Origin of the sequence: Salinicola sp. MH3R3-1, from assembly GCF_001937155.1 — a bacterium.
GTDB classification, from domain to species: domain Bacteria; phylum Pseudomonadota; class Gammaproteobacteria; order Pseudomonadales; family Halomonadaceae; genus Salinicola; species Salinicola halophyticus.
The window spans coordinates 1-12,563 of record NZ_MSDP01000038.1 but is presented as its reverse complement, the minus strand read 5'-3'; the positions used below and the strand labels follow the sequence as shown (position 1 = coordinate 12,563).

Annotated in this window: 12 protein-coding genes; 4 read left to right on the top strand and 8 right to left on the bottom strand. The window is 62.6% G+C overall.

What is annotated here, in order from left to right; translation table 11 throughout:
• Positions 1-867: an EboA domain-containing protein gene (locus BTW08_RS17260; RefSeq protein ID WP_075563743.1), complete on the bottom strand. Its 867-nt coding sequence runs from the start codon at positions 865-867 to the stop codon at positions 1-3.
• Positions 868-1,169: 302 nt separating this feature from the next.
• On the opposite strand from BTW08_RS17260, the gene BTW08_RS17255 reads away from it, so the two are divergent.
• Entirely contained in the window at positions 1,170-2,609 is a 1,440-nt protein-coding gene (locus BTW08_RS17255) for a nucleotide pyrophosphatase/phosphodiesterase family protein (protein ID WP_075563742.1), read from the top strand.
• A gap of 142 nt (positions 2,610-2,751) precedes the next feature.
• Here the strand turns inward: BTW08_RS17255 and BTW08_RS17250 are convergent, their stop codons facing one another.
• The 4 genes from BTW08_RS17250 to BTW08_RS17235 form a co-directional block, all read right to left on the bottom strand.
• Positions 2,752-3,672, bottom strand: a complete 921-nt coding sequence (locus BTW08_RS17250) for a UbiA family prenyltransferase (RefSeq protein WP_075563741.1) — start codon at positions 3,670-3,672, stop codon at positions 2,752-2,754.
• Positions 3,673-3,680: 8 nt separating this feature from the next.
• Positions 3,681-4,865, bottom strand: a complete 1,185-nt coding sequence (gene eboE, locus BTW08_RS17245; RefSeq protein ID WP_075563740.1) for a metabolite traffic protein EboE — start codon at positions 4,863-4,865, stop codon at positions 3,681-3,683.
• Positions 4,852-6,144 (bottom strand): 3-dehydroquinate synthase, encoded by a 1,293-nt coding sequence (locus tag BTW08_RS17240; protein WP_083627954.1) that lies wholly within the window; start codon positions 6,142-6,144, stop codon positions 4,852-4,854. Before BTW08_RS17240 ends, eboE begins: the two co-directional genes overlap by 14 nt.
• A 307-nt stretch (positions 6,145-6,451) precedes the next feature.
• Positions 6,452-7,741 (bottom strand): MFS transporter, encoded by a 1,290-nt coding sequence (locus BTW08_RS17235; protein WP_075563739.1) that lies wholly within the window; start codon positions 7,739-7,741, stop codon positions 6,452-6,454.
• Positions 7,742-8,241: 500 nt separating this feature from the next.
• On the opposite strand from BTW08_RS17235, the gene BTW08_RS17230 reads away from it, so the two are divergent.
• Positions 8,242-9,624 carry an MFS transporter gene (locus BTW08_RS17230; protein WP_075563738.1) on the top strand — a complete coding sequence of 461 codons (1,383 nt, stop codon included), beginning with the start codon at positions 8,242-8,244 and terminating at the stop codon, positions 9,622-9,624.
• Between the two features lie 17 nt (positions 9,625-9,641).
• On the opposite strand, the gene BTW08_RS17225 is transcribed toward BTW08_RS17230, so the two are convergent.
• Positions 9,642-10,316 (bottom strand): 2OG-Fe(II) oxygenase, encoded by a 675-nt coding sequence (locus BTW08_RS17225; protein ID WP_075563737.1) that lies wholly within the window; start codon positions 10,314-10,316, stop codon positions 9,642-9,644.
• A gap of 7 nt (positions 10,317-10,323) precedes the next feature.
• Complete coding sequence (locus BTW08_RS17220) at positions 10,324-10,992, bottom strand: CoA pyrophosphatase (protein WP_075563736.1); 669 nt, start codon at positions 10,990-10,992, stop codon at positions 10,324-10,326.
• A 113-nt stretch (positions 10,993-11,105) separates the two neighbouring features.
• On the opposite strand from BTW08_RS17220, the gene BTW08_RS17215 reads away from it, so the two are divergent.
• Complete coding sequence (locus BTW08_RS17215) at positions 11,106-11,663, top strand: NUDIX hydrolase (protein ID WP_075563735.1); 558 nt, start codon at positions 11,106-11,108, stop codon at positions 11,661-11,663.
• Between the two features lie 47 nt (positions 11,664-11,710).
• On the opposite strand, the gene BTW08_RS17210 is transcribed toward BTW08_RS17215, so the two are convergent.
• Positions 11,711-12,040, bottom strand: a complete 330-nt coding sequence (locus BTW08_RS17210) for an NGG1p interacting factor NIF3 (RefSeq protein ID WP_075563734.1) — start codon at positions 12,038-12,040, stop codon at positions 11,711-11,713.
• A gap of 226 nt (positions 12,041-12,266) precedes the next feature.
• Here BTW08_RS17210 and ftsB point away from each other — a divergent pair.
• Positions 12,267-12,563 (top strand): cell division protein FtsB (ftsB, locus tag BTW08_RS17205; RefSeq protein WP_075563761.1); only part of this gene is annotated, 297 nt, incomplete at its 3' end.

Sequence of the window (12,563 nt, the reverse complement as noted above, 5' to 3'; positions counted from 1 at the left end):
TCAGGCGGCCTCTAGCAAAGTCAGGTTGTCCCAATTGATGCGGCCCTCGGCCACCAGTGCGGTGGTGGCGGGTGTCGTCAGCAACAGGGTTCGAGCGGAAGGGGTGTCGGCAGCGATCAACGCGAGAGTCGCCGCGCCACGTTCGTCGGGTGTTCCCGCCAGTGCGCGCTCAAGGGCTTCGTAAGCCGAGACGCTCTCCGCGAACGGGCCGATGCAGCGCCACAGTTCAGGGCTCACCTGGCGTCCGGCGGCCCAGCGCTCCTGGGCGTAATCGAGCAGAATTCTCGCCAGCTCGACGTTGGCACGTTCGTCCAGGCCGACGATGGGACCCAATCGACTGCCGATGAACAGCGCCTTGAGCACCATGTGGTTCCAGCGGTGCTCGTCGAAGTGGTCGCGCGGGTAAGGGTTGCGGTGAACGATGGACTCGAACACGGCCCGCATGTTGGAGCGCAACCCCTCACCCACCTCGAAACTCAGCAACTGCGGTTGAGGGTAGAGCGCCAGGCCGCGATACAGCGTGACCAGTTCGCGGGCATCGGCGGTTCTGACCAGATCCTGAAACGTGGCCGGGAACGGTCGCGAGCCCTGGAAGATAAGCAAGGCCGCGATACGGGCCGCGCCATCGAGACTCCAGCCCGAGGGGTTCCAACCGGGGTAGGCCTGATTCGCCAGCGCCAGATCAGTCGGTGACAGGATCAGATCCTGCTTGCCGAGACGACGGGGCGCGAGACCCAGAAACAGGTGCAGATCACGTTCGTTAGCGCTCTCGCCGAGTCGGGCGTATTGCGTCTTCAGCCAGTCGGCTTGTTCAGGTGTCTGGCGACAGACCCACTCGCGCAGCAGCGCCAAGGATGTAACGGGCATGTAAAAATTCCGGCCTGATATTCGATGGCACTACTCTATCGGCTGTTGAAAACAATCCCCAAGCTCAATTATCTGGCTAATTAAAGCGCCATTTCTGAACGATAAATTGGTTTTTAATAGGAAGGTTTTTAATCCCTTTTCATCCTGATTCAGTCAGATTTTTAGTCATGATTTCGTATAATGGAGTGAAAAAGTGAATGCCGGTTGTCTGGCTTCTGCCTGGCTGATATGCAGTCTTTACATATCGTTTCGATAGGTTCGTGACGATGGTAATCAGATGACTGAATCGGCAGACAGGTACCATGCACAATACCCTGGTAATTCTCGTGGTGGGGCTGACGCCCCAACTGGTCGGTGAACATACACCGGCCTTGAAACGCCTGGCCGAGCGGGGCGGGTTGCGACCGCTCGATACCGTAACGCCTGCGGTGACCTGTAGTGTTCAGGCAACGCTCGCGACCGGTTTGTCCCCCGGCGAGCACGGTGCGGTGGCCAATGGCTGGTATTTCAAGGATCTCGCCGAGGTCTGGTTCTGGCGCCAATCCAATCGCCTGGTCGCCGGTGAAAAGATCTGGGAAGCCGGCAAACGGAAGAATCCCGACTTTACCTGCGCCAAACTGTTCTGGTGGTACAACATGTACTCGACGGCAGACTGGAGCGCGACTCCTCGGCCCATGTACCCTGCAGACGGTCGCAAGTTGCCTGATCATTACACCTCTCCGCCTGCACTGCATGACGAACTCGACGAACGATTGGGAACGTTTCCGCTATTCAGCTTCTGGGGGCCGATGGCCGACATCTCCTCTAGCCGCTGGATCAGCGATGCCACGCGCCATGTCATGGAAACCCGCGACCCGACACTGACGCTGACTTACCTGCCGCATCTCGACTACAACCTCCAGCGTCTGGGGCCGGATCTTTCCCACCCTGAATTGCAGCGTGACCTCAGAGACGTCGATGCGTTGTGCGGCGAGCTGATCGACGCGGCCGACCGGGAAGGGCGGCGGGTCATCGTGGTGTCCGAATATGGCATCACCCCGGTGCGCGATGCCGTGCATATCAATCGTGCCCTGCGCGAAGCGGGTCTGGTCGCCGTACGTCGGGAGGAGCATGGGCGCGAACAGCTCGATGCCGGGGCGTCGCGGGCGTTTGCGGTCGCCGACCACCAGGTGGCACACGTCTATGTCCGCGATCCCGCAGAAATTCCCAAAGTCAGGGCGCTGCTCGAAGGGCTCGAAGGTGTGGAGGCCGTCTGGGGAGACAGCGAGAAGCGTGAACAGGGGCTCGATCATCCCAACTCGGGCGATCTGGTGGCGATTGCCGAATCCGACCGCTGGTTCAGCTACTACTACTGGCTGGATGATGCCTTGGCGCCGGACTATGCGCGTACCGTCGATATCCACCGCAAGCCGGGGTACGACCCGGTGGAGTTGTTCTTCGATCCTGCGCTGAAGTCGCCCAAACTGTCGGCGGGCTGGCGTCTCGCCAAGCGCAAGCTGGGCATGCGCCAGCTGCTGGATGTCATTTCGCTCAAGGACACCACGCTGGTCAAGGGCGCCCACGGGCGGGTGACAGACGACCCAGACATGGGGCCGCTGGTGATCTCGTCCGAAGCGGATCTGCTGCCTCAGGGCGCGCTCAAGGCCGGCGATTTCAAGGCGCTGGTGTTGACACATGTATTCGGGGAAGAGAATGGCGGCACGTCGCCGCGGGAGACCGCTGCCGATATTGCCAGCGCCTGAGGCGGTCGCGCTTCAGCGTCGAGTCATGGCTTAGGAAAGATATCGAGAAACGCAGGAAAGCCGGAGCGGCACCTTCACGATGCCGCCCCGGCTTTTTGTGTTTCAGAGGTTGTCGTCGATCAAATGCTACCTCTCCCAGTGTTCAAGTGCCGGAAGTCACTCGCTGCAGCGCTAACGTCGCGGCGAATGCCAGCACGCCCAGCAGAGCCATTCCATCCGCGCCCATGGCCGCCATCAGCGTGGCGTCATAGAGCGAGATGGCGGCGATCAGACCCACGACGGCACGGGGCACGTCTCCCGGCGCGCGGCGAACCAGCCACATCAGGCAGCGTGCTCCCCAGGCCAGATAGCCCAGCCACAGCGCCAGGGCGAGCAGCGAAGGTTCAGGGCCGGTCAGCATGGTCGCCAGCATCAGGACGACGGGTACGGCCAATACGCCGAGGGGCCAGGCGGCACCCAGCCGGTCGTAGGCCTCCTGACGAGCGGCATAGGTCAGGCCGACTACATGACAGGCGAGACCGAGCGCGCCCCAGATGACCATGTCGTTGAGCGTGCTGGTGAAAGCCAGAGCGGCCGTCAGGTAGGTCAGCAGGCGGCATGCCCCCATCAGTACCGGGCTCCAGCCGATCCGCTTGTGCCACCAGTCGTAGCTCAGGATCGCAGCGACCAGTGCAAGCCCCATCACCCCGGCGGAGAGATCGCTCAGAAACAGCAGCAGGCTACCCAGTGCGAGCATCCCGGCCCCCAGCAGCGTGACGATCAAACGATCGATGTCGCCCCGCGGGATAGGCCGATCGGCGCGCTCACGCGCGTCGATCTCGGCATCGCAAGCGTCATTGAGGTACATCCCGCCGAGGTAAAACAGCGTCAAAGCCAGAAGCAGAGCGAGAGCCGAGGGGGAGTGCCATAGAGCGCCCGCCCCGGCGCCGGCCAACACGATGCCGGCCAGCGCGTTGCTCCAGACCGTTGGCAGGTTGGAAACCCGGCCCAGCTCCAGCCAGACCTTGGAGTTGAGCCCGGGTACCCTTGAACTCCGTAGCGTGGAAGACTCTGGTTCTGACATCGGCACGCTCAGGTCAGCTGCTGTTTGACCCAGGTCAGCTCTCGCGCCACCGCCGTCTCCACGCTCTCGGTGCGTAGGTTCTCCGGTAATACCTGCCATGTGTAGGTCTCCACTTCCAGATGCTGGGAAATCGGCTGCCGACGATGCAGAGCGAGAATCTCGGCGAGAAACGACTGCGTGGTCTCGAACGGCGCAATGGCGTCCACGAAGATCGGCACGTGAAAGTGCACTCGCCACTCCTCGCCATCGGTGCGGGCGTCGTCAGCCAACGCTTCGGGGAGGTCCGCATACCGCACCAGCCCGTCATCTGCGTCGACAACGACCTGGTGCAGATAGGTGCGTTCGCAGAATGGCGCCAGCGCTTCGCGTTTGTCGGCATCGAATTGCGGAATCCGCAGCGCCGCGCTCAGTTGCAGCTTGTGGATGGGAATGCCTGCCGTGCGCAGGGCTTCGATGCTGGTGGTCGGATCTTCGAACTCGACTGCGGCGTGACAGACGTCGTAGCAGACGCCGAGGTGGCGTGGCAGCGCCTGCTTCGCCTCGTCGAGCGACAAGCCACTGAGTTCGCTCAGGCGAACTGCGGCGGCGTCGGAATAGAGCCAGTCGCGGAAGAAGGCAACGGTTTCCTCGATGGTTTCCAGGAAGCAGTGGGGCTCGGGCTCCAGTGCAATCGCGATGGTCACCTGGGTCTTCTGGGCGAGCTCGACACAGTGAGCCGCCGCCTTGAGCAGATTGTCCGCCATCTGCGCTTCCGCGCCCTCGGCCAGCGGCTTATAGGTACCGGGCACGGTGCTCAGGCTCAAGGTGTCGCCAGCGGCACCGAGTTCACTCATCAGATCGGCCAGCCAGCAGGTGTAGTCGAGCCGGGCGCGCTGCTTCCAGTCGGGCTGGTAGACGTTCTGTTTGACCGGGACGCCGTGGAAGGGGCCGAACGGGAATCCGTTCATAGTCACTACGCGGTAGTTCTCCCGGGCGAGAATGTCCTTGAGCTCGGCCCGTGCATCGGGGGCGCGAAGCTCCTCCAGCGCCTGAGCCGACAGGCGCAACCCCACGCCGAAGGTCGCCTCGGGGGAGACGGCTTCACGCACCCGTTTCACCGGCCCTAGCAGCGCTTCACGCACGGCTTCCCAGGTCTGGGTCGGATGAATATTGAGACAGTAGGTCAGTTGACCCAGATCATCAGGCAGCTGCATGGCTATTCGCCTCTTCTCGCAGCCAGTCGATCGCGGCTGTCATGGTGGTTTCATCGATCTCGTGAACGTCATGCCCACGACCCAGGCCGGACAGCAGCGTAATCGTCAGCTCCCCGCCGAGATGTTCCTGGAATTCTCTGAGGCCCGTCAGTATGGCGGGCTGGCCATCGTCTTCGATTTCCAGCAACTGGGCATGGAAGACCGGCAGACCCAGGCGCTTTAACAGCCACACGATGCGCCACTCGGCACCGGCGGGAAGCAGGCCCGTCAATACGGAATAACGGGCATCGAGGGCGATGCCGATGGCGACGGCTTCACCGTGGCTGATGCCGTGGTGGGTCAGCGCCTCGAGTTTGTGCGCTGACCAGTGCCCGTAATCCAGCGGGCGCGACGAGCCCAGCTCGAACGGATCGCCACCGCGGCCGATCTGTTGCATGTGCAGCTCCGCACTGCGTCGGATCATGATCTCTTCGGTGCGCGGGTCGAACTCGGCCAACGAATCGGCATTGGCTTCCAGCCAGTCAAAGAAAGCGCCATCGCGAATCAAAGCCACCTTGATCGCTTCGGAGGTACCGGCGATTCGGTCCCGTCGTGAGAGTGTGCTCAGAAAGTCGAAGTCGTTGAGCACCGCCCAGGGCGGCGCGAAGGTACCGATAAAGTTCTTGTGGCCTTTGAAGTTGACGGCATTCTTGACCCCGACGCCGCTGTCGTTCTGCGACAGCACGGTGGTCGGCAGGCGAATCAATCGCACACCGCGATGGCCCATGGCCGCGGCGAGTCCAAGTGCATCCAGCACCGCGCCGCCGCCGATGACGATGACGTAGGCATGTCGATCGACACCAAAGCGCTGGATATCTTCCAGTACCCGGTCGATCGTCTCCCGGTTGGTCTTGATGGCTTCTCCACCCGGCACGGTAATCGGTGCGGTCACCAGGGTCATCTGACTCGCATGGGTAGCGAAGTAGGCGTTGATTCGGGACTCGAGATCCGGCCAGGTAGCGGCAATGCCGGCGTCGACGTAAATCAGGCAGCGGTGATTCTTGCCCGGCTCTTTGCGTGAAATGGCGTCGGCCAGTAGGGAGTTGTCGGGGGAGAAGATTTCGCGGGTAAACGCGACGGGGTAGTCATAGGCAACCGAAAATCGCTGCCAATGGATCTCAGTCGATGATGATCGTTGAAAAGTATCTTGCTGCCTGATCGACTGCGGCTGCGTCGTGAAGGATGGCGAATCGAGGGCGACATTGCCATCGATCGAAAACGATAATGCGGGCCGGTTCATGGAGTTATCGCCTGCGTAAGGGGTCCGAAAACGAAAAAGCGGACCGCTTCGTTATCGGGCGGTCTCGCTTGGCCTCTAGCTTGGATTTCGCACAGCTAGCTTCGGGGTTGTACCGGGCAGGCGACAAGAATGGTTCTTTTGCTACGAAGTATTAGCAGCTTATCGAGTTTTTGAATGTGTCGGCACTCATTAAAACGTCGGCGAGGGTAGAAAGATGACGCTAACCCACTGTCATGGCTTCAAACTTGCCACCGGGAAATGACCAGGCAGCTCTCTGCTCCTGGCCACAGGCGAACGTCATTTGGCATTACATCGACTTGCCGGCGGGGTCCGCGCGCGGCGCCTCCACCGGTTCCTCCTCGACGCCGTCGAGCCGGTCGGCGCGACGCAGCACCGGGAAGCTCCACATCCATAGCCCGACGATCGCCAGCGTACCCACCGAGCCGATGACCGCCGCGGGCACGGTGCCGAACCACGAGGCGGTGACGCCGGATTCGAACTCGCCGAGCTCGTTGGAGGCGCCGATGAACAGCATGTTGACGGCGTTGACCCGGCCGCGCATCTCGTCCGGCGTTGCCAGCTGCAACAGCGTCAGGCGCACGTAGACGCTGATCATGTCGGCGGCGCCGGCGATCAGTAGCGCGCCGAACGAGAGCCAGAACCAGTGGGAGAGCGCGAACACCAGGTTGGCGATGCCGAACACCGCTACCGCCGCGAACATGATCATCCCGGCGTGGCGCTTGATCGCGCGCACGCCCAGATAGAGCCCCATCAGAAAGGCGCCGATGGCGATCGAGCTGCGCAAGGCGCCAAGCCCTTCCGGGCCGACATGGAGAATTTCGTGGGCGTAGACCGGCAGCAGCGCGACGATGCCGCCGAACAGTACGGCGAACAGGTCCAGCGAGATGACGCCGAGAATCACCGGTTTGTTGCGGATGTAGTGGATGCCGGCGGTGAAACGTTGCCAGGCGGTGTCAGTGGTCTTGATACGTTCGAATGCGTAGCGCACCGGCACGCCCGCCAGCGCCAGTTGCGCGACGACAAAGCAGCCCAGGTTGACGCTGTAGGTCAGCGTCGGGCCGAAGGCATACAAGAGGCCGCCCAGCATCGGCCCGCCGATGACACCGATCTTCATGATCGACGAGTTGACCGCGATCGCCTTGCCCAGCTGATCGCGCGGAACGATCTGAGGCAGCAGGCTTTGCAGCGTCGGCCCGGTGAACGCCCGGGCGGCCCCGAACAGCACCAGTACCGCATAGAAGGGCACCGGCGAATCGGGTTGTTTCAACGACAGCAGAATCAGCATTACGCTGCAGAGTGCCTGAGCGGCCCAGCTGAGCTGGAGGATACGTTTACGGTCGAAGCGATCGACCACATCACCGGCCGGCAGTAGCAGCACGACCATCGGCAGAAACTGCGCCAAGCCCACGTAGCCCAGCGTCAATGGGTCGTGGGTGATGTCGTAGACCTGCCACGCCACCACGATCGCCTGGATCTGCATGGCGAAGACTGCGCAGAGACGGGAAGCGAGGAACGGCGCGAAGCCGGGCTGGCGATAGACGGGGCTGTCGGGACTGGCGGAAGCGTCTGCGGGCATGGTGACCTGGTCGTGAGGCAGGGGAAGAGGAAAGTAGGCGGATTAGCGTGCTAATGGCCAAGCATACGCCGTTATGTGACAAAAAGCCGCTGGCGGCGCCTTGGGGCATCATGGGGTACGTCACATCGACCATCACCTAACTCTTCGGTCGTGCCTCAAGAAGCGTCATTTCAATAGCATTTTGTAGGTCAAACGGGCTCTTTGGATAACGCCGGATAATGGTGAGCGCGGCGAGGCGCCAAAGCGGCGCAATAGAGCCTTTTTCAGGCGTTTTTTTGGCTTCTTTTGGCGCAGGGCCGGGCGTATAGTGCGCTCGCTCCCGCCCGTGGCGTCGCCTCTGCTGCAAGAGTCGATTCTGCTGATCCCGCGTGCGAGCCGCTACTCCACTTTCTGGTCGTTCGAGTCGGTCTTGCGATGACTCGAACGGAATCTTCGGCTGCGGTGCCCCGAGTGCCGATCGCCGAGCTTATTCGCTGTGCATTTTCGAGGTCCGTGGCCTTATGTCTCGGCAGTTGCTCTCCATGGCTCTGGCACCGCTGTTGGGTCTTTTCATCCTGGGTATCGGCAACGGTTTTCTGGCCTCGCTGATTACCCTGCGGCTGGATGCGGCCGGTGAGTCCGTCACCACCATCGGCTGGGTGTCGGCTGCCTATTACATCGGGCTGGCCATCGGGGCGTTGTTCAACGATCGACTGCTGCTGCGGATCGGCCACATCCGCGCGTACGCCTGCTTCGCCTCGCTGGTTGCAGTGACCGTGCTGCTGCAGGGCATGTGGCTCAACGCCGAGCTGTGGTTCACGCTGCGCCTGATCGGTGGCTGGGCGACGCTGGGCGTCTATCTGGTGATCGAGAGCTGGCTGCTGACCGCTGCCGATACTCGCGTTCGCGGGCGGCTGCTGGCGCTCTACATGATCGCGCTTTACGGCGCCGGGGTGATCGGGCAGTTGCTGCTGGGCGTGGCGGATCACGCCGGTGCCAGTCAGCCGTTCATGGTCATCGCCATGCTGGCCTCATTGTCGGTGCTGCCATTGGGCATGATTCCGCGAGTCTCGCCGTTGATCGAACACGCCGAGCCATTGTCGCCCTGGCGACTGATCACCGTGACGCCGACCGGCGTCATGGGCTGTTTCGGTTCGGGCCTGGCGGTATCGGCGATCTACAGCCTGCTGCCGCTCTATCTGCAGCGCAGCGGCTTCGAGGTGCAGCAGATCGGCGAAATGATGGCGATCGTGATTCTTGGTGGCATGCTGCTGCAGTATCCGATCGGCCGCTGGTCGGATCGCCACGACCGTCAGATCGTGCTGATTCTGATCGGTGGGGTGCTGGCAGTGCTATGCGGCGGCGTCATGCTGCTGCCGGACCTGCCCGGCCTGATGGCGGCCATGCTGTTTCTGATCGGCGGAGGCGTATTCGCGCTCTACCCGGTGGCGGTGAGCCACGCGGCCGACCGCGCGCCGGCCGGTGCGCTGGTGCGAATGAGCCAGGGTCTGCTGCTGATCAATGCGCTGGGCGCGACCCTCAGCCCGCCGCTGATCACGCCGCTGATGATTCATGTCGGCGATGTGGGGCTGTTCGTGGCGCTGGCCGGGTTGGGTGCGGTGCTGGTGGCGTTCTTCGTCTGGCGGCGTAGCCGGCGTCCGGCACCGATGCCGGTGGCACCGTTCACCTCCAATCCGCAGCAGTCGGTGGTGGGCGCCGAGCTCAGCGTGACCGACGAGCTGGTACAGGGCGCGATCGAGCACGAACATCAGGAAGATCTCTCGCAGGTGGTGCCGGATGTGGAAACGGCACTGCCGGATGAGGGGACGAGCGAATCCGTGACGCCTGGCGTGGAAGTTCGTGAAGCGGAAGCCGCCGGACGGCAGCGGTCGACGATCGACTGATCACGTGGGCACGAGGTTCAGCGAGCCGGGTCGATCACGCCGCCCAATGAGGCATTGCGTCGGAACCAGCCGGCGATGCTGATACGAGGCAGCCGGGTCGGCAGTACTTCATGCGGGATGCGATCGGAGAGGAAACAGGCGAAAGTGCCGGCTTCGGGATGCACGCGGGCCACCTCGCGCTCGGTGTCATGTTCGTCGTAGAGCGCCATTTCGCCACCGCCGTCGGTGGGCCAGTCCGGGTTGAGGTAGAGCACCGTCGAGATGATGCGGTTGGCTCGGCCGCGGAAACTGTCGTAGTGCTTGCGATAGAAAGCTTCCGGCGGATAGTGGGCGAAGTGGGCCTCGAATTCGAACAGCCCAGCGTAGAGCGCGACGTTGATCTGCTGCTGGAGCTCGCCCATCAACGCCAGATAGCGTCGCTGTGCCAGGCTCTCGCGGTCCAGCCAGTGGATCGCGTCGCCTCGGATGTCGCGTCGCAGCGTGCGCTCGTCGCCACGGCCGATGGCCGCCTCCTGCAGCGCGGCTAGATGATGCAGTCGCTCCAGCTCTTCCCGCAGTTCCCGGCACAGCGTCACGTCCAGAAATCCCTCGCCGACATACCAGCCGTGTTCCACCAGACCATCGATCAACGCAGGTAGCTGCGCGCTGTCCCAGAAGTCGTGACGGGCGTCATTCGCGGTGATAGGCGTCATCGAGAACTCACTTGGCTATCTTGCCGGCGGCACGGGAGTTGCGCGGAGTGCGCGCGTCGGTCTGGCGGCGGCGCTGCGGGTGATAGCGCAACTCCCCTTGCGCGGGCTTGCGGTCCAGGGCGATATCGCTGCCGAAACCCACGGCGAGCAGCTCCACCAGCATCATCGCGGACAGGCCCCAGATCACGCGATTCTCGAAAGGGTAGCTGGGAACGTACCAGGGTTGGTCGTCGACCGGGATGACATCGGTATGACTGCGGCGATCCTCAATGAAATAGCGCAGCGGTACCTCGAAGATCGCGGCGATCTCACCCGGCTCGGCCTGCAGTGGCAGGTCCGGGGCGATCAGGCCGACGAACGGCGTCACCCGCAGGCCATGCAGCGACATCACATCACTCAGGCGCCCGATGATATCGACCTGGGCGGCCTCGAGAGCGATCTCCTCATGGGATTCCCGTAGCGCCGTGGCGAGCAGGTCCCGATCCTCCGGCTCACGCTTGCCTCCCGGAAAGGCGACCTGACCGGCATGCTGGGCAAGATGCGCCGTGCGCTGGGTGAACAGTAGCGTAGGGTCGGGACGAGCGACGATGGGGAGAAGTACCGCCGCCTGGGGGTAGGCGTCATCCAATTGACAGGGGCGATGTGCTTGCAGGCGTTCGCGGAGTGTCTCTAACATGCGCTTTCGACTCTAGACTGGTCAGCGTACCGATCGACGATGGCTGGCGGTTCCTGCGAGGTCCCGGGAACTCGAGGCTCTCTCAATTTGCGATCCTGTGGACTTGAATCTCTATGAACTACTGTAGCCACTGCGGGCATACCGTGCGTTTCGCGATTCCCGACGGCGACGACCGTCCGCGGTTCCTGTGCGATGCCTGCGGCACCATCCATTACCAGAATCCACGCATCGTTGCCGGCACGCTACCGGTCGCCGGCGAGCGCATTCTGCTCTGCCGCCGGGCCATTGCACCGCGCAAAGGGTTCTGGACGCTGCCGGCCGGTTACATGGAGAACGCGGAGACGGTGGAGCAGGCGGCGCTGCGTGAAACGCGCGAGGAGGCCCGCGCCGTCGTCGCCGATCCGACACTGTATACCCTGATCAGCTTGCCGCACATCAATCAGGTTTACATGATTTTCCTGGGCGATCTCGACGGCGATTTCGCCGCCGGCCCGGAGAGTCTCGAGGTAGAGCTGTTCGAGGAGTCGCAGATTCCCTGGGACGAACTCGCCTTTCCGACCATCGAGCGCACCCTCAAGCACTTCTTCGACGATCGACGCAGGGGCACTTTCGAATTGCATCTCAGCCAGATTGGCCAGGAGGAGAGGGAGCGTTACTTCGGCTCCGCTTGAGTGGCGCCTTGCAGTTACCCCCGATCTTCAGATGGTGGCGTCCCTTGTCACCCGGGGGGCAGCGAATCCAGGTCGCTCAACGGCCACACGTCGTAGGCCGGTTCTTCGTAGGGGTGGGCCTCGATCAGCGCTGTGATCGCGGCGCGTATCCGGAGATCCTCGCATACCAGCTCGACCCGATACTCTTCGACGATTTCCAGGGTATCCACCGCACCGATATGCGGCCGAGCGCCTTGAAGAGGCCGAAACTGGCCCTGCCCGTGCGTCTGAAAGCAGCACGCCTCGTAATTCTTGAAGCGCCCGGCACCGCTGGCGAAGACCGCGTCCTTGACGCTTTCCAGATGAGATTCGGGAACGAAGAACGCGAGCTTGTACATGGCCAGTTGATACCTGAGTGTTCGATCCGGATTCGGTCGTGGCGGTGGGCCGCATGCGGCGATGATGGCATAATGGCCCGCGCGCCGACAGCGGCCGGCTTTGCCCTGCCTAGGGCGCGGTGCCCGCAACGACGGGTTCGAAGCGGACCGTTCGAGACGAATGGCGTCAATTGAACCGCGCGAAATCAACCGTACGAACGAATCGTGCCGATCGGAAGCCTTGGCGATGTGGAAATGGGTCATTGTGGTATTGGTTGTCATGCTGGGGCTGATGCAGTATCGGCTGTGGTTCGGCGAGGGCGGTATTCGGGAATTCAACGACATCCAGGCGCGCGCCGACGCTCTCGAAGGTGATACCGACACGCTTCAGGCCCGCAATGACCGGCTCGCAGCCGAGGTCGTCGATCTCAAGAACGGTCTCGATGCCATCGAGGAGCGGGCACGCAGTGACATCGGCATGGTTCGCCAGGACGAACAGTTCTTCTGGGTGCCCGGTGTTGCTGATCCCAAGGATGGCCCGGCC